At 65.5% G+C, this 21468-nt stretch carries 21 protein-coding genes and 1 riboswitch; of the genes, 12 read left to right on the top strand and 9 right to left on the bottom strand.

From position 1 onward, the window contains the following. Positions 1-7 precede the first annotated feature (7 nt). From A3K89_RS00860 to A3K89_RS26765, 3 genes are all read right to left on the bottom strand, one after another. The gene (locus A3K89_RS00860; RefSeq protein WP_068420938.1) at positions 8-1066 is read right to left on the bottom strand and encodes a C40 family peptidase; all 1059 of its coding nucleotides are present in this window, start codon (positions 1064-1066) and stop codon (positions 8-10) included. A gap of 377 nt (positions 1067-1443) precedes the next feature. Then, complete coding sequence (locus tag A3K89_RS00855; protein WP_068420937.1) at positions 1444-2019, bottom strand: C40 family peptidase; 576 nt, start codon at positions 2017-2019, stop codon at positions 1444-1446. 17 nt (positions 2020-2036) lie between these two features. Next, positions 2037-2198: riboswitch (cyclic di-AMP (ydaO/yuaA leader) on the bottom strand. A gap of 115 nt (positions 2199-2313) precedes the next feature. After that, positions 2314-2487, bottom strand: coding sequence for a hypothetical protein (locus A3K89_RS26765; RefSeq protein WP_371828772.1), 174 nt, complete (start codon positions 2485-2487; stop codon positions 2314-2316). A 257-nt stretch (positions 2488-2744) separates the two neighbouring features. Between A3K89_RS26765 and A3K89_RS00845 the strand changes: the two genes are divergently transcribed. Both A3K89_RS00845 and A3K89_RS00840 read left to right on the top strand, forming a co-directional pair. Further along, entirely contained in the window at positions 2745-4469 is a 1725-nt protein-coding gene (locus A3K89_RS00845) for a DEDD exonuclease domain-containing protein (protein ID WP_068420633.1), read from the top strand. A gap of 70 nt (positions 4470-4539) precedes the next feature. Next, positions 4540-4815, top strand: a complete 276-nt coding sequence (locus A3K89_RS00840) for an Lrp/AsnC family transcriptional regulator (protein ID WP_068420632.1) — start codon at positions 4540-4542, stop codon at positions 4813-4815. Between the two features lie 12 nt (positions 4816-4827). On the opposite strand, the gene trpD is transcribed toward A3K89_RS00840, so the two are convergent. Beyond that, positions 4828-5901 carry an anthranilate phosphoribosyltransferase gene (gene trpD, locus A3K89_RS00835; RefSeq protein WP_068420630.1) on the bottom strand — a complete coding sequence of 358 codons (1074 nt, stop codon included), beginning with the start codon at positions 5899-5901 and terminating at the stop codon, positions 4828-4830. A gap of 77 nt (positions 5902-5978) precedes the next feature. Further along, positions 5979-6458, bottom strand: a complete 480-nt coding sequence (locus A3K89_RS00830) for a hypothetical protein (protein WP_174551330.1) — start codon at positions 6456-6458, stop codon at positions 5979-5981. 151 nt (positions 6459-6609) lie between these two features. Here A3K89_RS00830 and ctaE point away from each other — a divergent pair, with 151 nt between their 5' ends. The 5 genes from ctaE to A3K89_RS00805 all read left to right on the top strand — a co-directional run bounded on the left by ctaE (position 6610) and on the right by A3K89_RS00805 (position 12947). Further along, positions 6610-7221: an aa3-type cytochrome oxidase subunit III gene (gene ctaE / locus A3K89_RS00825; protein ID WP_068420627.1), complete on the top strand. Its 612-nt coding sequence runs from the start codon at positions 6610-6612 to the stop codon at positions 7219-7221. A gap of 95 nt (positions 7222-7316) precedes the next feature. Further along, positions 7317-8195 (top strand): cytochrome bc1 complex diheme cytochrome c subunit, encoded by an 879-nt coding sequence (qcrC, locus tag A3K89_RS00820; protein WP_084423497.1) that lies wholly within the window; start codon positions 7317-7319, stop codon positions 8193-8195. Continuing rightward, positions 8192-9394 (top strand): cytochrome bc1 complex Rieske iron-sulfur subunit, encoded by a 1203-nt coding sequence (qcrA, locus tag A3K89_RS00815; protein ID WP_261768631.1) that lies wholly within the window; start codon positions 8192-8194, stop codon positions 9392-9394. The genes qcrC and qcrA overlap by 4 nt, the downstream gene beginning before the upstream one ends. Next, positions 9391-11151 (top strand): cytochrome bc1 complex cytochrome b subunit, encoded by a 1761-nt coding sequence (qcrB, locus tag A3K89_RS00810; protein ID WP_068420621.1) that lies wholly within the window; start codon positions 9391-9393, stop codon positions 11149-11151. Before qcrA ends, qcrB begins: the two co-directional genes overlap by 4 nt. Positions 11152-11270: 119 nt before the next feature. Further along, the gene (locus tag A3K89_RS00805; RefSeq protein ID WP_254303362.1) at positions 11271-12947 is read left to right on the top strand and encodes a RecQ family ATP-dependent DNA helicase; all 1677 of its coding nucleotides are present in this window, start codon (positions 11271-11273) and stop codon (positions 12945-12947) included. A 66-nt stretch (positions 12948-13013) separates the two neighbouring features. Here the strand turns inward: A3K89_RS00805 and A3K89_RS00800 are convergent, their stop codons facing one another. Further along, positions 13014-13430 (bottom strand): cytochrome c oxidase subunit 4, encoded by a 417-nt coding sequence (locus tag A3K89_RS00800; RefSeq protein WP_068420619.1) that lies wholly within the window; start codon positions 13428-13430, stop codon positions 13014-13016. Between the two features lie 18 nt (positions 13431-13448). Then, the gene (gene ctaC / locus A3K89_RS00795; protein ID WP_068420617.1) at positions 13449-14525 is read right to left on the bottom strand and encodes an aa3-type cytochrome oxidase subunit II; all 1077 of its coding nucleotides are present in this window, start codon (positions 14523-14525) and stop codon (positions 13449-13451) included. Between the two features lie 220 nt (positions 14526-14745). Here ctaC and asnB point away from each other — a divergent pair, with 220 nt between their 5' ends. After that, a complete protein-coding gene (asnB, locus tag A3K89_RS00790) occupies positions 14746-16671 on the top strand; it encodes an asparagine synthase (glutamine-hydrolyzing) (RefSeq protein WP_068420615.1) in 1926 nt (641 codons plus the stop codon). Between the two features lie 89 nt (positions 16672-16760). On the opposite strand, the gene A3K89_RS00785 is transcribed toward asnB, so the two are convergent. Beyond that, positions 16761-17735, bottom strand: a complete 975-nt coding sequence (locus A3K89_RS00785; protein WP_068420613.1) for a carbohydrate kinase family protein — start codon at positions 17733-17735, stop codon at positions 16761-16763. 147 nt (positions 17736-17882) lie between these two features. Beyond that, complete coding sequence (locus A3K89_RS00780; protein WP_068420611.1) at positions 17883-18233, bottom strand: HesB/IscA family protein; 351 nt, start codon at positions 18231-18233, stop codon at positions 17883-17885. A gap of 159 nt (positions 18234-18392) precedes the next feature. On the opposite strand from A3K89_RS00780, the gene A3K89_RS00770 reads away from it, so the two are divergent. Genes A3K89_RS00770 through A3K89_RS00755 form a run of 4 tightly spaced genes read left to right on the top strand, consistent with a single transcriptional unit; the run spans position 18393 to position 21467 of the window. Continuing rightward, on the top strand, positions 18393-19052 hold the full coding sequence (locus A3K89_RS00770) for a DUF3043 domain-containing protein (protein ID WP_068420607.1): 660 nt from the start codon (positions 18393-18395) through the stop codon (positions 19050-19052). Positions 19053-19055: 3 nt separating this feature from the next. Continuing rightward, positions 19056-19610, top strand: coding sequence for a bifunctional adenosylcobinamide kinase/adenosylcobinamide-phosphate guanylyltransferase (cobU, locus tag A3K89_RS00765; protein ID WP_068420604.1), 555 nt, complete (start codon positions 19056-19058; stop codon positions 19608-19610). Positions 19611-19647: 37 nt separating this feature from the next. After that, positions 19648-20703: a nicotinate-nucleotide--dimethylbenzimidazole phosphoribosyltransferase gene (gene cobT, locus A3K89_RS00760; protein ID WP_157105197.1), complete on the top strand. Its 1056-nt coding sequence runs from the start codon at positions 19648-19650 to the stop codon at positions 20701-20703. A 2-nt stretch (positions 20704-20705) separates the two neighbouring features. Next, positions 20706-21467, top strand: a complete 762-nt coding sequence (locus tag A3K89_RS00755; protein ID WP_068420600.1) for an adenosylcobinamide-GDP ribazoletransferase — start codon at positions 20706-20708, stop codon at positions 21465-21467. Position 21468 lies beyond the last annotated feature (1 nt).

Raw genomic sequence — 21468 nt, 5'->3', positions numbered from 1 at the left:
TCGTCGATCAGTAGCGACGGGCACCGTAGAACGGGAACGAGGCCATCGACTGCACCTTGACGGGCACGCCGAACGTCGACGCGTGCAGCACGTTGCCGTTGCCCGCGTAGAGCCCCACATGCGAGGCATCGGGATAGAACAGCACGACGTCGCCGGGCTGAAGATCCTTCTGGTCCACCGGCGTTCCGCCTTGGGCCTGAGCCTGGCTGGACCGTGGAAGCGTTTTGCCGACCTGCTTGTAGGCCCACACGACCAGGCCCGAGCAGTCGAACCCGTCGGGACCCGTCGCGCCCCAGACGTACGGCTTTCCGATCTGCGTCATGCCTGCCTGCAACGCCGCGATTCCCGATCCAGGGACGAGGTTCTGCAGGATCTTGTTCAGATCGAATCCGGGAGGCAGTGGGGTCCCAGCCAGCTCGGCCTGCTGGTCGCTCGACAGCGCACCGTACGCGGCCATGACGTCGGCCATCTGGCTCTGCAGTTCGCTCTGCTTCGCCTGGAGGTCGTCCGAGACCATCTTGGCCTGCTCTGCGGCCGTACGCGCGGCATCCGCGGCCTGCTCGGCCGCCTGCTCGGCGGTACGTGCGTCCGAGGTGGCTTGTTTGAACTGCTCGACCTGGCGGGCAGTCTCGGCAGAGATGACGTCGAGAGCCGACATCTGGTCGAGTAGCTGCTGCGGGGAGTCGCTCACCATGACCGCGAAGAGGCGGTTGGTTCTCCCACCCTGGTAGTTGACGTTCGCGACCTTGTCGATCGCCGGCTTCAACTGCGCGAGTGCGTCTTCCGCCGCCTGCAGCGCCACCCGATGGGTGTCCACGGAGGCCTCTGCGTCGCGCTGGGCCGCAGTCTTGGCGTCCAGGTCGATCTGAGCGTTGTGCAGGGCTTCGGTGGTCTGCTCCGATTCGCGAGACAGGTCGGCGAGGCGGGTCTGAGCATCGGTCGCGCTGCCGATCTGCGGCTGCGCGTGCGCGATCGCCGTCGGGCTCGCGAGGAGGCACGCTGCCAGGGCAGCGGTCAGCACAGCGCGTTTGGAACGAGTGACGCGTTTGACGGTCGGTGTCGCCACGAGGAGGTGACTCTCCGTTCTTGCCGAGACCACCGGATCGAACCGCGCAAACGGTCCCTCGGCGGGGATAACAATTCGAAAACGAACCATACCCACGGACTAGGTCTTGTGGACAGGTTTGACGTCGGCAATTCGTAGGAATCAGCGTACGAAAAGTACGTGAATTCCTGACGAACAGCTTTGCCAGGCTACGAAAAGACGGGATTGCTGTCCATTCGATGCCGAATCGTTGTGACAACCCACAACTTTCCGGCAGGCCGTGACACTGTCGTGTCACGAGGCCTCACACGACGAGAGCAGCACCGGACATCACGAGCCGGTGGGCTCGGTTCCGATGCTGCTCGTCGGTAGATCATGCTGGCGTCCGGTAACAGACGTCAGTAGCGGCGCGCTCCGTCGTACGGCATCGACGCGACCGGTGCGACCTTGACCGGAACACCGGACGTGGACGCGTGAACGACGTTGCCGTTGCCGACGTAGATTCCCGAGTGCGATCCGCCGTAGAAGGAGATCACGTCACCGGGTTGCAAGTCGGACTGTGAAACAGGAGTTCCTGCTGCTGCCTGGTCGTAGCTGGTGCGCGGCAGGCTGATACCGGCCTGCTTGTATGCCCACTGCACGAGACCCGAGCAATCGAAGGAGTCGGGGCCCGACGCACCGTAGACGTACGGGGCGCCGATCTTGGACTCTGCGGCCTGAACGGCCTTGGCTGCGGGCGTGACCTGCGGAGCAATACCTGCGGGAGCACCCGGCAACGCGGGCGCCCCGGGCAGGCCCGGGAGCTCGGTCGGAAGCTGAATGCCCGGGATCTCCGGAACTTCGAAGGTTCCGACGCCGGGGATGGTGATGGGGGCCGCCATTGCGGGAGCAGCAGGAAGGACCACTGCGCCGGCTGTGATCGCGCCGGCTACGAGGACTCGACGCAATGAACGGGTTGAAGTGTGTGACGCCACGAGAAGGGGTTGCTCCGTTTCTTCCACTCATCCGCCGACCGAGTTAGCTGACGGGTTCGGGCTGGGAAGATCAGCCCTACCCACCGGCACGCGGTAGCGATTCGGCGGGATTCACCCCAGTGGAAATCGGGTTCCCGGTTCGGGGCTCTCACGAGGTCCCGATTAGGCGGTGACTTGCGACGCCACTCCGGTGTGGATTGGCGAGACTCCGCAAGGTCTCAGGAAGGTTACGAAACGGCATACGTCCGTGTCGACCCCGACGCGCCGGGCAAGCCCTATTAGTTCCGTTTTCGACTACATCGCTTGCTGGTCGGCCTCTTGGTCACGGGGCGGTAACGGCGAGCTGTCCATCGGCTGATCGTCGTCCGTCACCAGACGCAGACGGGGTACGAGACCGACGTCCGCGAGGACACCCATCGCACCGAGTTCTTCCTGGTCGATGTCGATTTTGGAGGTACGCGAGCGCACGTCCACACGCTCCCCGGAAGGCCACCCCGGCGCCCCGAGAAGGACCGTGACAACGCAGTCCGCGCACGCGATGTCGCGGACCTTGCAATCACTGCAGTCGACAATCATGTGATCCTCGTCTCTTTCGTCGTTCGAGCGTCGTTCACAGGCCCGATTCGGCCGTCGAGAGGGAACCTAGCGACGCCCTCCGACACCTTCGGCGACGACGGATCTCGAGCCCGCATGTTGTCGGTGCTTCCGTCTAGCGTCCAGATCTTGTGAGCCTTCCGATCCAGCTGACGTTCGACGAACTGGACACCCCTCTGCACGACACGACGTTCGTCGTCGTGGACCTCGAGACGACGGGCGCCAGCGCGGACACCGAAGCGATCACCGAGATCGGCGCCGTGAAGATTCGGGGCGGCGAGGTCGTCGGCGAGTTCGCGACGCTCGTCGATCCCGGCCGATCGATCCCGCCGTACATCGTCGAACTCACCGGCATCACGACCGCGATGCTGATCGGCGCACCACGCATCGAACGCGTGCTGCCCGCGTTCCTCGAATTCGCCCAGGGCGCAGTGCTGGTGGCACACAACGCGAGATTCGACATGGGCTTCCTGCGGGCTGCCGCCAGCCGTCTCGACGTCGCCTGGCCCAAGTTCTCGGTCCTGTGCACGGTCAAGCTGGCGCGACGCGTCCTCACCCGCGACGAGGCACCGTCGGTCAAGCTTTCGGCGTTGGCCTCCCTGTTCCAGGTCAGCACTCGGCCCACCCACCGCGCGCTCGACGACGCACGCGCGACCGTCGACGTCCTGCACGCGTTGATCGAACGCGTCGGAAACCAGGGCGTGCACAGTTACGCCGAACTGGTCGACTACCTGCCGAACGTGTCGTCGGGCCAACGGGCGAAGCGGCACCTCGCCGCCGGCCTGCCGCGGACGCCCGGCGTGTATCTGTTCAAGGGCCCGGGAAACGAGGTGCTGTACGTCGGCACGTCGACCGATCTGCAGCGCCGTGTCCGCAACTACTTCACGGGCTCCGAGACTCGTGGACGCATGAAGGAGATGGTCGACCTCGCCGTCGGCGTCGATCACGTCGAGTGCGCCCACGGGCTCGAAGCCGGAGTGCGCGAACTCCGGCTTCTGAGTGCCCACATTCCTCCGTACAACCGGCGTTCGAAGTTTCCGAAGAAGGGGTGGTGGATCACGACCACCTCGGAGGCTTTTCCTCGTCTGTCGGTCGTCCGTGTACCCACGCCCGGCAGTCTCGGTCCGTTCACGGCGCGAGCCGACGCGGCCGATGCTGCGGCCCTCGTGGCGGAGTACGCGGGAATTCGCACGTGCACCCGCAGGCTCCCCGCGACGAAGCTGCACGGGGGTGACTGCCCGCCGACGGCGGTCGGTGGATGCGCAGCCGCGTCCTCGGGGCTGCTGTCGGCCGAGGAGTACGCGTCGTATCCCAAGAAGTTCCTGGCTCTCGCAGCAGGTCTCGACGACTCCGTCTTGCTCGCCGCTCGAGCGAAGGTCACCCGGCTGGCGGACTCCGAGCTCTTCGAGTCCGCGGCGCGCCTGCGCGACCGTCTCGCAATCCTCGCCGACATGCTCGCGCGGATGCATCGGCTCGCGGCCGTGGCGGCGATCGCGGAACTCGTGGCGGCCCGACGAACACCCGAGGGTGGGTGGGAGCTCGCGGTCGTCCGCTACGGCCGCCTTACCGGCGCAGCCGTGGCGCCGCGGCGTGTACACCCGATGCCCGTCGTCGAGGCCATCACGGCCTCCGCCGAAACGGTGGTCCCGGACGACACACCGCTGCGCGGCGCGTCACCGGAAGAAGTAGGCCTCATCGCGCGCTGGCTCGACTCCGACGGCGTCCGCATAGTCCGGACCACCGACGGCTGGATGTCGCCCGTCCACGGGGCAGGCAGCTGGCGAGAGTGGTGCCGCACCGCCAGAGAGGTCTCACGACGCGAACACCGGGCCTACGACGACGTCCGACATCGGTGACGGGCCCGCCCTCTAAGCTCGTCCACGTCACGTGCGACCGACGTGTCGCCATCGTTCGTGGAGGAGCCTAATGATCAACGCCATCGTCATGATCGACGCCGAGGCGAACGCCATCCCCGAGACCGCTCAGGCGGTGGCCGACGTCGCAGGCGTCACCGAGGTGTATTCGTGCGCAGGCGACGTCGACCTGATCGCGATCGTGAAGGTGCGCGATCACCAGCAGATCGCCGAGGTCGTCACCGGAGGCATCAACAAGGTGCCAGGCGTACTGAACACCGCGACGCACATCGCGTTCCAGTCGTATTCGAGTGCCGACGTCGAGGCAGGCTTCTCCATCGGCGAGTGAGCCGGGTAGTAGTCAGTCCAACTCGTTGGACCGCGTCACCCACCGGGCCAACAGATCCGTGGCTGCACCCGAGTCGATCGCCGTCGCCGCGCGAGTGAGTCCCGACGCCACCGCGGGCACCAGCCCGTCGGCGTTCAGCCCGTCGGTGATTCCGCCGTGAGCCGCCAGCGCGGCAGCAGCGTTCAGCAGAACCGCGTCGCGCACCGGCCCGGTCTCCCCCGCGAACACCGCCCGCGCGACGCCTGCGTTGTACATCGCGTCTCCGCCGCGCAGCGCGTCGATGGGAACGAGGTCGAGTCCGAAGTCCCGTGGGTCCAAGGTCGTGGCCGTGACCGACCCGCCGGACACCACGTGCACGGTCGACGTCGTCGACAGCGTGATCTCGTCCAGGCCGTCGTCGCCGCGCACCACCAGTGCGCTGGTGCCCCGTTCGGCGAACACTCCGGCCACCACCGACGCGAGGGACTCGAACGCGCAGCCGATCAGTCCGGCCCGAGGACGGCCCGGATTCGTCAGCGGTCCGAGCACGTTGAACGCCGTCGGGATCCCGATCTCCTTGCGCGCCGGGCCCGCGAAGCGCAGTGCCGGGTGGTAGACGGGTGCGAAGCAGAAGCCGATCCCGACGTCGCGAACAGTCTGCGCGACACCGTCCGGCCCCAGCCCGAACTTCACGCCGAGCGCTTCGAGCACGTCCGTCGTACCGCTCTTCGACGACGCGGCCCTGTTTCCGTGCTTGACGACGGGCGCGCCTGCCGCTGCGACGACGACGGCGGCCATCGTCGAGATGTTGACCGTGTCGGCGCCGTCGCCGCCCGTGCCGACGACGTCGACCGAATTCGGCTCGCTCGCAACGAGATTCGCATGCGCAAGCATCGAGTCCGCGAGGCCGCGAACCTCGGCCGACGTCGGGCCCTTCATCTTGAGGGCGACACCGAAGGCCGCGATCTGCGCCGCAGTCGCGTTGTCGGACATGATCTCGTCCATCGCCCAACCGGTATCGGCGGCCGACAGATCGGTCGACGACGTCAACGCGCCCAGAATCGACTTCCACGTCCGCTGCGATTCGCCGGCCTTCGGATCGGTCATGTTCTCCCCGTGTCTTCCTGCGCTGACGGCTGTTCGGGCCGACGCACTCGACCCTCTGTCGTGCGCACGAAGCTTAGCTAGGCGCGCTCGGTCGCATCGGCACCAGGTTGCAGCGCATCCCACCCGAGAACGATCCCGCCCCGCCGCTGAGCCAGACCCGCCATTCGCGACCGTTCCTGCGAGCAGTGCAGCGCATCGACGATCTGCACTCGCTGCAATGTCACCGACACTCCGTCCTCGACCGGTAGGCGTCGATCTGCATCGTCGATCGTGATCGTGGCCGCCGGTTCCACGAGCGCGTAGCCGTCCTGCGCCGCGATCGCCGCCGCGTCGGACACCGTGTCCGACGGCAGCACCAGATGGTGACGAAGCACCGCCTCCTTCGTCGCGACGAAACCGCCGTCGTCGGTTCCTCGGTCGAGTGCGGCCGAACAGGATTCGGCGTCGTCGAACGAGGACGCCACTACCACCAGATCGTCGCGAGTGGGGTCCAGAGGCACCGTCTTCGAGCGCGAGAACAACCGCCGGAACCAACCACCACCATCGTTCGTTGACATGAGGCAAGCCTTGCACGACACCGGCCCACCGAGTCGTCCACAGGGCCTGAACTGCGCCTTTCGCGAGAGTGTCGACGGCGCCTGTCGATCCGACGCGCCAAGACCGGACCCGGGTATGCGTTCGGTACTACGGGCAGTCATACTTCTTTCTGTGACGAGCGCTGTAGGGACTCAAGGATCGGCAATCACCCAACGCGTGCACTCGCTGAACCGTCCCAATATGGTCAGCGTCGGCACCATCGTGTGGCTGTCGAGCGAACTCATGTTCTTCGCTGGACTTTTTGCGATGTACTTCGTCGCGAGAGCACAGGCGAATGGAAACTGGCCACCGGAGCCGACCGAACTCAACCTCGCGCTGGCCGTACCGGTCACCGCGGTGCTGATCGCGTCGTCGTTCACCTGCCAGCTCGGCGTCTTCGCCGCCGAGCGCGGTGACGTCTTCGGGTTGCGCCGCTGGTACATCATCACCCTGGCCATGGGCGCGTTCTTCGTGCTCGGCCAGGGCTATGAGTACTACCACCTGGTGCACGAGGGCACGACGCTGTCGTCGAGCGTGTACGGATCGGTCTTCTACATCACGACCGGTTTCCACGGACTCCACGTCATCGGCGGTTTGATCGCCTTCGTCTTCCTGATCACGCGAACGCTGGTCAGCAAGTTCACGCCCGCGCAGGCTACGGCGGCGATCGTGGTGTCGTACTACTGGCACTTCGTCGACATCGTGTGGATCGCACTGTTCGCGACCATCTACTTCATTCGCTAACGCGCATGAGCTGTAATTCAGTTTTCACTTCGCCAGCGGACGTTCGGTACCAGCCCCCGACGTTCAGTCCGTCCCGACACGACAAGGGATAGAAGATGAGTTCATCTCCCCCAGCAGCACCCGGTGACAGCACCAGCGGATCCGCATCTGCCGGATCTCCGTCGGCCGTGAAGAGCCGGCGTCAGCGCAAGGTACGCCGCCGCGTCACCGGCGCCCTAGTCCTCATGATGGGACTCATCAGCGCGGGGTTCCTCGCTTCTGCCCTGACTCCCACCCCGCAGGTCGCGACGGCCGACGAGGACTCGGCCGCGCTGATCCGCGAAGGCAAGCAGTTGTACGACACGTCGTGTGTCACGTGCCACGGCGTCAACCTGCAGGGTGTGCAGGACCGCGGACCCAGCCTCATCGGTGTCGGTGAAGCAGCCGTCTACTTCCAGGTCTCGTCGGGTCGTATGCCTGCGGTGCGCAACGAAGCCCAGATCATGCGCAAGCCACCGAAGTTCGACGACAAGCAGGTCGACGCACTCGGCGCCTACATCCAGGCCAACGGCGGCGGCCCGACCGTCGTCCGTGACAGCAACGGCGAGATCGCACAGTCCTCGCTCGCCGACGGCGACATCGCCCGCGGTAGCGAGCTGTTCCGTCTCAACTGCGCGTCGTGCCACAACTTCACCGGTGAGGGCGGCGCACTGTCCTCCGGCAAGTTCGCTCCGGCCCTCGGGCCCGCGAGCGAGCAGCAGATCTACACCGCGATGCTCACCGGACCTCAGAACATGCCGAAGTTCTCCGATCGTCAGCTGACGCAGGAGGAGAAGGTCGACATCATCTCGTACGTCAAGTCCGCCCAGGAGACCAACCCTCAGGGTGGTTGGGGCCTCGGTGGATTCGGCCCCGGCACCGAAATGATCGCCATCTGGGCCATCGGAATCGCTGCCGTCGTCGGCGCAACATTGTGGATCGGAGCAAGGTCATGAGCGACGGCGAGTCCCGGCGCACCGACAGCGGACACGGCGACGCCACCAAGGGCGGACCGGTGGACGTGAACAAGAAGTACACCGACGAGGAACTCGCCGGTATGACCCGCGACCAGCTCGTCGAACTCGGCACCAACCTCGACCACGTCGACGTTGCGTACCGCCGTGACCGCTGGGCCGTCAAGGGCACCCGCGCCGAGAAGCGTGCCGAGCGAGGCGTGGCCGCGTGGTTCGCACTCGCGGGCATCTCGGCCGTCGCGTTCATCGCGATCTACCTCTTCTGGCCGTGGCAGTACGCAGGCCGTGGCGAGGAGAACTACGGCTTGTACACGCTGTACACCCCCCTCATCGGTCTGACGATGGGTCTGGCGATTCTGGGTGTCGGCGTCGGTGCCGTCCAGTTCACGAAGAAGTTCATCCCCGAAGAGGTCTCCATCCAGGATCGTCACGACGGCGGTTCTTCCGAGGTCGACCGCAAGACGGTCGTCGCGGAGCTGGGCGACTCGTTCGAGACGTCGACGCTGGGTCGCCGCAAGGTCATCAAGCGCTCGCTCGTCTTCGGCGGCGGCGCACTCGGAGTCATGGCTCTTCTGCCGCTGGGTGGACTCGTGAAGAACCCGTGGGCGGAAGGTGACAAATCTCCGCTCTGGGTTTCCGGATGGACCCCGCGCTACCCTGGTGAGACGATCTACCTTCGGCGCGACACCGGTCGTCCCCACGACGTCGTTCTGGTGCGTCCCGAGGATATGGATGCCGGAGCCATGGAAACCGTGTTCCCCTTCCGCGAAGCCGATCGCGGTGACGATCACGCACTGCTCGCAGGACTGCGTGGAATTCGCAACTCCGTCATGCTCATCCGTCTCCGCACGGAGGACGCCGACAAGGCCATCAAGCGCAAGGGCCAGGAGAGCTTCAACTACGGCGATTACTTCGCCTACTCGAAGATCTGCACCCACCTCGGTTGCCCGACGTCGCTGTTCGAACAGCAGACGAACCGAATCCTGTGCCCGTGCCACCAGTCGCAGTTCAACGCCCTCGAATACGGCAAGCCGCTCTTCGGCCCCGCCGCTCGCGCGCTGCCGCAGCTGCCCATCACGGTCAACGAGGAAGGCTTCCTCGTTGCCAACGGTGACTTCATCGAAGCCCTCGGACCCGCCTTCTGGGAGCGTCCGAACCGCGAAGCGGAGAGTGAATCATGAGTCCTTCACTGCAAACCCTCGCAGCCAAGCAGGCAGACGACGTCGACAGTCGCTACCACTTGGCGCCGGGCCTGCGTCGGCAGATCAACAAGGTCTTCCCGACGCACTGGTCGTTCCTGCTCGGTGAGATCGCCCTGTACAGCTTCGTCATCCTGCTGATCTCGGGTGTGTTCCTGACGCTGTTCTTCGACCCGTCGCTCAGCGAAGTCGAATACAACGGCATCTACGAGCCGCTCCGCGGTGTGACCATGTCCCGGGCGTACGAGACGGCATTGAACATCTCGTTCGAGGTCCGCGGCGGTCTGTTCATGCGACAGATTCACCACTGGGCCGCCCTGATGTTCGCCTGCTCGATCATCGTGCACATGCTGCGCATCTTCTTCACCGGTGCGTTCCGTCGCCCGCGTGAAGCGAACTGGGTCATCGGCTGCCTGCTGCTGATCCTGGCGATGTTCGAAGGCTTCTTCGGATACTCGCTTCCCGACGACCTGCTGTCCGGCACGGGCCTGCGCGCCGCGTTCTCGGGCATCACGATGAGCGTCCCGGTCATCGGTACCTGGCTGCACTGGCTGATCTTCGACGGCGACTTCCCCGGCACGATCATCATCCCGCGCCTGTACGTCGCGCACGTTCTGTTGCTTCCCGCGATCATTCTCGCGCTGATCGCCGCTCACCTCGCGTTGGTCTGGTACCAGAAGCACACGCAGTTCCCCGGACCCGGCCGTACCGAGAAGAACGTCGTCGGCGTGCGCATTCTCCCGGTCTTCGCCGTCAAGTCCGGTGCGTTCTTCGCCGTGACGTTCGGTGTGCTCGCTCTCATGGGTGGTCTGCTGCAGATCAACCCGGTCTGGAACCTCGGCCCGTACAACCCGGCCCAGGTCTCGGCTGGTTCGCAGCCCGACTTCTACATGATGTGGACCGACGGTCTGGCACGTCTGTGGCCCGCGTGGGACATCTACATCGCGAACCGCTACACGATCCCCGCGGTGTTCGCCGTCGCGGTCATCATGGGCTTGGTGTTCACGGTCATGATCGCCTACCCGTGGATCGAGAAGCGTCTCACCGGAGACAACGCTCACCACAACCTGCTGCAGCGTCCGCGCGACGTTCCGGTCCGCACCGCCATCGGCGCAATGGTTCTGGCGTTCTACATCGTTGCGACGCTGTCCTGCATCAACGACATCATCGCGTACAAGCTCGACATCTCCCTGAACGCGATGACGTGGATCGGCCGTATCGGAATCCTGATTCTGCCTCCGATCGCGTACTACGTGGCGTACCGCTTCTGCATCGGTCTTCAGCGGAGCGACCGCCAGGTGCTCGATCACGGAATCGAGACGGGCATCATCAAGCGTCTGCCTCACGGCCAGTACGTCGAGGTGCACCAGCCGCTCGGCCCGGTCGACGATCACGGACACCCGATCCCGCTCGAGTACCAGGGCGCTGCAATTCCGAAGAAGATGAACAAGCTCGGTTCTGCCGGCAAGCCCGGCTCGGGTTCGATGTTCCGTCCGGATCCGGTTGCCGAGAGCAAGGCACTCGAAGAGGCCATCCACCATGGCGAGCTCGAGCAGCTCGCGATGCTCCGCGAATACCAGGCAGGTATTCACGGAAACGGCTCGAACGGCCACGGTTCCAACGGCAACGGCCACGCCACCAATGGCAACGGCCACGGTTCGAACGGCCACGCCGCGCAAGACGGCGGCACGGCAGGCGAGCAGTCGACGGCTCGTCGCGAAAGCGACATCGAGCGCTAGAGCGTTTGCACGACGAAGGGCGGCACCGTTTTCGGTGCCGCCCTTCGTCGTTCCGCTACCCCTCCCCTCCCCCGGCCCCACGAGGCCGAGAGTTCGTCCACGGCCGTACATTTCAAGCGGTGCCCGCGACGGACCAGGTTTCCGACGGCCGAAGCGCGGGGCATACGGCGAACGTGACCAACGAACGACAACGCATCCTGTCGGTGGCGCGACGCACCCTGGGCCTCGACGAGCTGCGTCCCCTCCAGATCGACGCCGTGTCCGCGCTTCTCGACGGACGCGACGTTCTCGCCGTGATGGCAACCGGATACGGAAAGTCGGCCATCTTTCAAACTGCGGCGGCAATGCTCGACGGGTTGACCGTCGTCGTATCGCCGTTGATTGCACTTCAGCAGGATCAAGTGCAGTCACTCGAAGAACTGGACTCGCCGTCGGCTCCTGTTGCCGTTGCGCTGAACTCGCAGCACTCCGACGCCGAACGCGAGGATGTGCGCGACCGTCTCGTCGCCGGCGACATCGATCTCCTCTATCTCTCTCCCGAACAGCTGGTGCGCGACGACGTCCTGGCCGCCCTAGCCGATGTCGGTATCGCACTCGTGGCAGTCGACGAGGCGCACTGTGTGTCGTCGTGGGGCCACGAGTTCCGCCCCGACTATCTTCGTGTCGGCGAAGCAGTGACCGCACTCGGCCGCCCGACCGTGATCGCGCTGACGGCAACCGCTTCTCCCCCGGTGCGTGACGACATCGTCGAGAAGCTGTCGCTCCGCGATCCGGTCCGCCTGTCGGGTGGGTTCGACCGGCCCGAGATTCGGTTCGAAGTGCGCACGCACGCCGACGAACAGGCAACCGTAGACGCAGCCGTGGAGGACGCGTCGACGCTCGACGGCCAGGGCCTCGTGTACATCGACACGCGCGCCGCGTCGGAAAGCGTGGCAGAGACGCTGACGGCTGCCGGTAGGCCCGCCGCGGCATATCACGGAGGCCTGAAGCAGAACGACCGTGACCGTGTCGCGAAGGACTTCGCAACCGGGGACATCGACATCGTGGTCGCCACGTCCGCGTTCGGAATGGGAATCGACAAGCCGGACATACGATTCGTCGTCCACGCGGCGGCACCGGGGTCCGTCGACGCGTACTACCAGGAAGCCGGACGGTGCGGACGCGACGGCCGTGCCGCGCTCGCGCGACTCCACTACTACCCGGGCGGTCTGTCGATGCACCGATTCTTCGCGACGCGCACCGTCGACGAATCGCTGATCCGACGCGTCGTGAAGACTCTCGGCTCGGCGGGGCGCGCCCTTCCGCTGTCCGGGATCAAGGACCGACTGAAGAACAGGTCCCGCAAGCTGACCATGGTGATCAACCTGTTGGTCGAGTCAGGCGCGCTCGAACGCACCGAGGCCGGGTTGGTGCCGGTCGGTGACGTGAGCGCGAAAGAGGCCATCGCCGAAGCGACGTCGTTGACCGAGGCCGAACAGAAGTACGCACGTTCCCGCGTCGACATGATGCGTGGCTACGCCGAATCCACTCGGTGTCGTCGACGGCACATCCTGGAGTACTTCCGCGAGGAGCTCGGCTCCCCGTGCGGCAACTGCGACATGTGTTCCACCGGGGCCGAATCGGAGGACATTCCTGACGGAAGGTTCACGTTGGGCGACGTCGTCGAGCATCCCGACTGGGGCAGGGGAACGGTCAGCGCCGTCGAATCCGACCGCATCACTGTGCTGTTCGACGACGAAGGTTACAAGACGTTGGCGCTGAGCGTGATCGGAGACGACCTCGACAAAGCCGGATAGCCCCTCTACGCAGCGAGCGCCGACCCCAATCGGGATCGGCGCTCGTGGCGTGAATGCGGTTGTGTGTCAGTGCTTCTCGGGTCCGACGTGGTACTCGAACACCAAGCCTGCGGCAGCCGACAGAATCAGCACGACACCGAAGGCGATGAGCCACCAGAGGAAGAAGGCGAAACCGATCGCGGTGACCGATGCAGCACCGGCGAGCAGGATCGGCCAGAAGCTGCCCGGGCTGAAGAAGCCCAGATCGCCTGCGCCGTCGCTGATCTCGGCGTCGTCGAAGTCCTCGGGACGAGTGTCCAGACGACGAGCGACGAACCGGAAGTAGGTTCCGATGATCAGCGTCAGGCCGACCGACAGGGCGATGGCCGTGACACCGGCCCACTCGACGCCGGTCCGCGAGAAACCGGTGAAGAGGGCGTACACGATCCCGACCAGAAGAAAGAAGACAGTCAGGATCTCGAAGATCTTGGCTTCGATTTTCATATCAGCAGTCTCTCTTGGTCAGTTGCCGTCGGCGACGGATTCGGATCTGACGGTGCGGTCCGTGTAGAACGGCGTGGTGCTGGTTGCGATCGGATCCTGACCGATTGCTTCCAGAGCCTGTGCGTTGGTCAACGCCTGGCCACCTTCGGACAGCGGCTTGCGCAGTTCGATGTACTCCTGGAAGTCGTCCGGAGACACCGCGCGAACCTCGAAGTTCATCATCGCGTGGAAGGTGCCGCACATTTCGGTGCAACGGCCGACGAACGCACCCTCACGCTCGATCTCGGAGATCTGGAAGACGTTGTCCGAGTGGTTTTCCTTCGGGTTCGGGAGAACGTCGCGCTTGAAGAGGAACTCGGGAACCCAGAAGCCGTGGATGACGTCCGACGACGCGAGCACGAACTCGATGCGCTTACCCGTCGGGAGAACCAGAACCGGAATCTCGTCGCTGGTTCCGACCGTCTCGATCTTGTTGTAGCGCAGGTAAGACAGGTCCTGCGGGCTCGCGCCGTGGATCGCGCCGGGAACGAACTCGCCGTCTTCGCTGCCCTCGGCACCCTCACCTGGCGTGGCGCCGGCCTCGGCTGCGGCCTGCTCTTCGAGGTCGGTGCCGTCGTACTTGGCTTCGCCGTCCTTGAGATCGACGGTCTGGTAGCCGAACTTCCAGTTCCACTGGTAGGCCGTGACGTCGACAGTCACGTCGGGGTCCGGGGTCTTCTCGTCGACGTAGTTCTGCACGACGACGGTGAAGTAGAACAGAACCGCGATGATCACGAACGGAACGGCCGTGTACGCAAGTTCGAGAGGCACGTTGTATGCCGTCTGACGCGGGAACTCGGGTGAATCCTTCTTCTTCCGGTGGAAGATGACCACCCAGAAGATCAGAGCCCACACGATGATGCCCATGATCAGGGCTGCCACCACGGACCACGTCCACAATTCGCGAATCGACTTACCCTGGGGCGTGACCCCCATGGGGAATCCGAAGCGCAGGACATCGTTGTCGATGGAACAGCCCGACAACAGCAACGCGGCAACGCCGAGAAATGCTGTCAGCCCAGCTCGCCGAAGGATCCGACTCTGCGCCACGTTCACGCCTTCCTGATCGTTCACCACTGAAGAATGAGGGCGTCCACATGCAGATGCCCATGTACTACGCAGCGTAGACCAAAGGACCCGTGAGGCCACTGTCGGGTCGTTACCTTGCGCGCGCCGTGTCTGCGGCATACTCGGTCATCGGCGCCGGCGGGCTCGTGAGAGCCAGGTCGGTGTAGGCAAAGAATCCATCGATCTACGAAACGAGGTAGTAGGCGCTGTGTGTGGACTACTCGGTGTACTCACGTCGGCCGGCACGGACGGTGCGGGAGTGGACCTTGTCTCCTCCGCTACGCACTGTATGCGTCACCGTGGACCGGACGAACCGGGGACGTGGCACGACGACGATGTCATCTACGGCTTCAACCGCCTGTCGATCATCGACATCGAGCACTCGCACCAGCCGTTGCGCTGGGGACCGGCCGACAATCCGACGCGCTACGCGCTGACGTTCAACGGTGAGATCTACAACTACCTCGAGCTCCGGGAGGAGCTGACGCGCGAGCACGGCGCCGAATTCTTCACCGAGGGTGACGGCGAGCCGATCGTCGCCGCGTTCCACTTCTGGGGCGCCGACGCCGTTCGCCGGCTTCGCGGCATGTTCGCGTTCGCGATCTGGGACACCGAGACCCGCGAGCTGTTCCTGGCACGCGATCCGTTCGGTATCAAGCCATTGTTCCTCGCGACGGGCCCCGGCGGCACCGCATTCGGCAGCGAGAAGAAAAGCCTGCTCGAACTGACCGCTCTCGTGGGTATCGGCACCGACCTCGATCCGCGCGCGACGGAGCACTACACCGTCCTGCAGTACGTCCCGGAGCCCGAGACGCTGCATCGCGAGATCCGCCGTCTCGAATCGGGCTGCTATGCGACCCTCTCCCCCGGTTCCGAACCGAAGGTCACGCGCTATTTCACGCCGAAGTTCCCGGTGAAGCCGTTCGCGGCAGGTTCCGACGCCGCACGCTACAAGGAGATCGCGAGCGCGCTCGAGGACTCCGTCGCCAAGCACATGCGCGCCGACGTCACGGTCGGTTCGTTCCTCTCCGGCGGCATCGACTCGACGGCCATCGCCGCGCTCGCGATGCGTCACAACCCGAATCTGATCACGTTCACCACCGGGTTCGAGCGTGAAGGGTATTCGGAGGTCGACGTCGCCGCCGAGTCGGCCGCCGCGATCGGCGCGCGCCACGTCGTCAAGGTCGTCGGTCCGGAGGAATTCGCGGCGTCGATTCCCGAGATCGTCTGGTACCTCGACGATCCCGTCGCCGACCCGGCGTTGGTGCCGTTGTACTTCGTCGCGAAGGAAGCTCGGAAGCACGTCAAGGTCGTGCTGTCCGGCGAAGGTGCAGACGAGCTCTTCGGCGGCTACACCATCTACCGGGAACCGTTGTCGCTGAAGCCGTTCGACTACTTGCCGAAGGGGCTGCGTCGAGCAGCGGGCGCGTTGAGCGAGCGGATCCCCGACGGAACCCGCGGTAAGAGCCTGCTTCATCGCGGTTCGATGACGCTCGAGGAGCGCTACTACGGAAATGCCAGGAGCTTCGGCGACGCGCAGCTCCGGGCAGTGTTGCGGGACTTCCGCCCGGAATGGACGCACACCGACGTGACGGCACCGATCTACGCGCAGTCGCAAGGGTGGGATCCCGTCGCGCGCATGCAGCACTTGGACCTGTTCACGTGGCTGCGCGGCGACATCCTCGTCAAGGCCGACAAGATCACGATGGCCAATTCGCTCGAGCTCCGCGTGCCGTTCCTCGACAACGAGGTCTTCCGCGTCGCCGAGCAGCTGCCTCTCGATCAGAAGATCACCAAGGACACGACGAAGTACGCGCTCAGGCAAGCGCTCGAGGGCATCGTGCCGGGGCATGTGCTGCACCGCGCCAAGCTCGGCTTCCCGGTGCCACTGCGGCACTGGCTACGCGGCACCGAACTGTTCGATTGGGCCCACCAGCAGATCGCCGAGTCCCAGACCGATCACATCCTGAACAAGGCGGCCATCACGTCGATGCTGAACGAGCATCGCGAAGGCAGGTCCGATCACAGCCGTCGACTGTGGACGGTGTTGATCTTCATGGTGTGGCACGGAATCTTCGTCGAGAAGCGCATCGTGCCGCAGATCGCGGAGCCGACGTACCCCGTCAGTCTCTGACCCCGAGAACAGCCTCCGAACCCTCGGAACATCGATGGGCCGCGACACCTCCTGGGAGGATGCCGCGGCCCATCGATGTTGCGGAGTGATCAGGCGGGCAGCAGGGCGCCGACCTCGTCGGCGGCGACGGAGCCGTACGCCGCACCCAGACGCTTCAATGCATCGTCACGCGTGAACTTCCACTCCTGCGTTCCTGTGGTCTCGAGCACCAGGACGGCGACCAGCGAGCCCAGCTGAGCGGCCCGCTCGACGGACGCGCCCGCGCGGTGCGCAACGAGGAAGCCTGCGCGGAAACCGTCGCCGACGCCCGTCGGGTCGACCTTGCTGGTTTCGGGCACGACGTCGACGTGGGTACGGACGCCGTCGGCGGTGACGATCTCGACGCCCGACTTTCCGAGCGTGGTGACGCGAATGCCGACCATCGACGCGATGTCGTCCTCCGACAAACCGGTCTTCTGGCGCAGCAGGCCCCACTCGTACTCGTTGGTGAACAGGTACGCGGCGCCGTCGACGAGCTGTCGCGCTTGATCGCCGTTCAGACGGGCCAGCTGCTGCGACGGGTCGGCGGCGAAGGGGATGCCCGCCTCACGGCACTGCGCGGTGTGCGCGAGCATGGCGTCGGGATCGTTGGCTCCGACGAGGACGAGCTCGACGCTCTTCCCCGACGCCACGTCGCCGATCGAGATGTCCCGTGCCTCGCTCATCGCGCCCGGGTAGAACGACGCGATCTGGGCCATGTCGTCGTCGGTGGTGCAAACGAAGCGGGCCGTGTGCGCAGTCGTGGAGACTCGAACGCCCGAGCAGTCGACACCGTTGGCTTCCAACCAGGATCGGTACTCACCGAAGTCGGGTCCGACGGCCCCGACCAGGAGCGGGGATCCTCCGAGTACACCGAGCGCGTAGGCGATGTTGCCGCCGACACCGCCCTTACGGATGACGAGGTCGTCGACGAGGAAGCTCAACGAGATGTTCGAGAGCTGGTCTGCGACGAGCTGCTCGGCGAACTTACCCGGGAACCGCATCAGGTGATCGGTCGCAATGGATCCCGATACCGCGAGTGTCACGTACTTGGGCCTTTCGGTCGTTGTCGGTGCGGAATCCACCGTACTCGGCGGTCACCCGCACGGAGTGCAGAACTGGGCCCCGAACAGCACTACGACCGGTACCCACCCTCGCGGGCGAGTACCGGTCGTAGTTCGGGGTCGTTCAGATCAGTTGAACGAATCGCCGCAGGCGCAGGAGCCTGTTGCGTTCGGATTGTCGATCGTGAAGCCCTGCTTCTCGATCGTGTCCACGAAGTCGATGGACGCACCTTCGACGTACGGAGCGCTCATCCGGTCGACAGCCAGCGTGACTCCGTTGAAGTCCACCGCGAGGTCGCCGTCGAGGCTGCGATCGTCGAAGAAGAGCTGATAGCGCAAGCCGGCACAGCCACCGGGCTGAACGGCGATACGCAGCGCGAGGTCGTCGCGGCCTTCTTGATCCAGAAGCGCCTTGGCCTTCGACGACGCTGCCTCTGTCATCGTGACCTTGTGCGCAATGGTCTCGTTCGAGACGGTCATGGGCTCTCCCTGTCAGTCGTACAAACCCGTGAACGTCTCAACCGTACTCCGCGCGCTCCTATTCCTCACAGTCCACGTCGTCTCGAATTTCACCTCGAAACCAGACCAGTCTGCGTGGCCGGTGTTCGTGCGGCCGTCGACAGCCGATAACCTGGGGGTGTGAAGTTGCTACGCCGCGGAAACTCCGACAATCCGGACGATCGCGATTCCCAGTCCGCCGAGTCCTCTGCACCCACCGAGGACTCGTCGTCGAACGTCTCCTCGGGCAAAGGCCGTCCGACGCCCAAGCGCCGCGAGGCCGAAGCGAGGCGTCGCGGTCCCGTGGCTCCTCCTCCGATGACGAGCAAGGAAGCCCGCGAGCGCCGTAAGGCCAACCGCGGCACGAAGGAAGATCGCAAGAAGGCGTCGGCCGAGCGCCGCGCCGCGTCTGCCGACCGCCGTAGCCGGATGCTCGCGGGTGAGGACAAGTACCTTCTCCCCCGCGACAAGGGCCCGGTCCGTGCCTACGTTCGCGACCTCGTCGACGCACGCCGCAACCTCGTCGGGCTGTTCATGCCGATGGCGCTGCTGCTCATCTTCGCGCTGTTTCTGAACCCTGCCGTTCAGGCGTACGTGACGCTGGCGATGTTCGTCATGATGCTGTTCATGGTCATCGAGGGCGTCTTCATCGGCCGACTCGTCAACAACCGCGTCCGCGCACGGTTCCCCGACACTCCCGACGGCGGATTCAAGCTCGGCTGGTACGCCTTCGTACGCGCGTCGCAGATCCGCAAGATGCGTGCACCGAAGCCTCGCGTCGAACGCGGCGCGGCTGTCTGATCCGTGACGCCGGGCCAGCGCATCCTCGTTCTCGGCGGAACACGTTCCGGAAAGTCGGCGTACGCCGAGAGCCTCGTCGATTCGGTGTCGCCCGTGCGCTATGTCGCGACGGGTCGTCGTGACCCGTCCGACGCGGACTGGCAAGCGCGCATCGATTCTCATGTGGCACGGCGACCGGCCGAGTGGACCACGGTCGAGGCGTCGTCGGACCTCCCCGCGGTGATCGGTGGATCAGACGACAGCACCATCGTCGACGACCTCGGCACCTGGCTCACCCACACCATCGACGACCTGAACGCGTGGGACAGCCCGCGCGGCACCGTCGCATCCCGTGTCGACGCCGTCGTGCACGCGGTCGCCGCACACTCGGGTCACCTCGTACTGGTCAGCCCCGAAGTAGGGATGAGTGTCGTCCCGGAGACTCGCTCGGGCAGACTGTTCCAGGACGAGATCGGCGCGATGAACTCGTCACTCGCGGCGGTGTGCGACACCGTCGTTCTGGTCGTCGCGGGACTGCCGCTGACGCTCAAGAGTGATCCGCCCAGCCCGCACTCATGAAAGGTCTTCGGTGACCGAGACTTCAGAGCCCACCGGTATTCCGACGCCGCTTCGGCCGGTGGCTCCACCGTCTGCCGACGCTCGCAGGGACGCGTCGGAACGTCAGAAGACTCTGACCAAGCCCGCGGGCAGTCTCGGGCGGATCGAGGATCTCGGTGAGTGGATCGCCGCCTGTCAGGATGCCTCTCCCCCACGCCCGCTGACGCGTCCCCGCGTCGTCGTGTTCGCCGGCGACCACGGGGTGGCCGCACACGGCGTCTCGGCATACCCGGCCGAGGTGACCGGGCAGATGGTCGCCAACTTCCTCGCCGGCGGCGCTGCCGTCAACGCACTGTCGGCCGTGGCAGGAGCGTCGGTACGCGTGGTCGACATCTCGGTCGACTCGGAGACGGATCCGTCGGTGAGCGCGCACAAGGTGCGACGCTCGTCCGGCTCGATCGACCGCGAGGATGCACTCACCTCCGACGACGTGCTCGCCGCGATCGACGCGGGCCGTGCCATCGCCGACGAGGAAGTCGACAGCGGCGCTGATCTGCTCATCGCGGGCGACATGGGTATCGGAAACACCACTCCCGCAACGGCTTTGATCGCGACGCTCACCGACACCGAACCCGTCGCCGCGGTCGGACGCGGCACCGGCGTCGACGACGCGGGGTGGATGCGCAAGACCGCCGCCATTCGCGACGCGATGCGCCGCGCACGGCCGGTCGTCAAGGATCCGGTGGCATTGCTTCGCGTCGCCGGCGGCGCCGACATCGCCGCGATGGCAGGGTTCGTCGCTCAGGCGGCACACCGTCGCACGCCCGTGATTCTGGACGGTCTCGTCGTCACCGCGGCCGCGCTCGTCGCCGAGGAGTCGGCGCGCGGCGCGCGCGAATGGTGGGTTGCCGGGCATCGCTCGACCGAGCCCGCGCACTCGATTGCCTTGCGGCACTTGCGCATCGAGCCTCTGCTCGAACTGGACATGCGGCTCGGCGAGGGATCGGGCGCACTGGTTGCGCTACCTATGATCCATGCCGCGATCGCGACGCTGTCGCAGATGTCGACGTTTGCCGACGCCGGAGTCAGCACCGAAGCCGCGTCCGAGGACTGACCGTGCGCGGCGCACTCGTCGGACCTGCACTCGCGCTGTCGTGGTTGACGGTCCTGCCCATACGCGGTCCACACCGCGTCGACCGTGCCGCCGCCGCGAGAGCAATTGCATCGGCCCCGCTCGTCGGTCTGCTGCTGGGCCTTCTCGTGGGCGGAACGTTGTGGCTGTCGATCGCGGCCTCGCTGAGCGCAATCCTCGCCGGATTTCTCGCCGTCGGCGCCCTCGCACTCGCGACGCGCGGAATGCATGTCGACGGTCTCGCCGACACCGCGGACGGTCTCGGCTGTTACGGACCACCCGAACGTGCGCGAGAAGTCATGAAATCGGGGGGCGCGGGCCCGTTCGGCGTGGCTGCGATCGTCGTCGTGTTCGCGCTGCAGGCAACGGGATTCGGCGCATTGGCCGATCGGCATGCATGGTGGTCCGTCGTGCTCGCGGCGGTGGTGGGACGGGTCTGCGTCGTGCTCGCGTGCCGCCGCGGGTTCGACGCCGCGCCCGAATCCGGATTCGGCGCATTGGTCGCCGGAACCCAGCCGCCGTACACCGTCGCGATCTGGGGCGTCGTCGCGCTGGGTCTGTCGATCTTCGCGGTCGACGACCGGTGGTGGCAGGGACCGCTCGTCGTGGCGGCCGCCCTCGCTTTCACCGAAGCCACCGTGCGCCACTGTTCCCGACGGTTCGGCGGGATCAACGGCGACGTGCTGGGCGCCGCGGTGGAGGTGACGACGGCCCTTGCCGTCGTCGGCCTCCTGATCGGTGGCTGAG

Source organism: Rhodococcoides kyotonense (assembly GCF_001645385.1).
Classification (GTDB): domain Bacteria; phylum Actinomycetota; class Actinomycetes; order Mycobacteriales; family Mycobacteriaceae; genus Rhodococcoides; species Rhodococcoides kyotonensis_B.
Note: the sequence above shows the minus strand (reverse complement) of the source record. Positions and strands in the feature narration are given on the sequence as shown.

Excerpts from the sequence above, each read along its gene's own strand:
- A3K89_RS00830 (WP_174551330.1), bottom strand. The coding sequence starts at position 6,458 with ATGTCAACGAACGATGGTGGTGGTTGGTTCCGGCGGTTGTTCTCGCGC.
- qcrA (WP_261768631.1), top strand. The coding sequence starts at position 8,192 with ATGAGCGACGGCGAGTCCCGGCGCACCGACAGCGGACACGGCGACGCC.
- A3K89_RS00800 (WP_068420619.1), bottom strand. The coding sequence starts at position 13,430 with ATGAAAATCGAAGCCAAGATCTTCGAGATCCTGACTGTCTTCTTTCTT.
- trpD (WP_068420630.1), bottom strand. The coding sequence starts at position 5,901 with ATGACCGATCCGAAGGCCGGCGAATCGCAGCGGACGTGGAAGTCGATT.
- A3K89_RS00840 (WP_068420632.1), top strand. The coding sequence starts at position 4,540 with ATGATCAACGCCATCGTCATGATCGACGCCGAGGCGAACGCCATCCCC.
- qcrB (WP_068420621.1), top strand. The coding sequence starts at position 9,391 with ATGAGTCCTTCACTGCAAACCCTCGCAGCCAAGCAGGCAGACGACGTC.
- qcrC (WP_084423497.1), top strand. The coding sequence starts at position 7,317 with ATGAGTTCATCTCCCCCAGCAGCACCCGGTGACAGCACCAGCGGATCC.
- A3K89_RS00780 (WP_068420611.1), bottom strand. The coding sequence starts at position 18,233 with ATGACCGTCTCGAACGAGACCATTGCGCACAAGGTCACGATGACAGAG.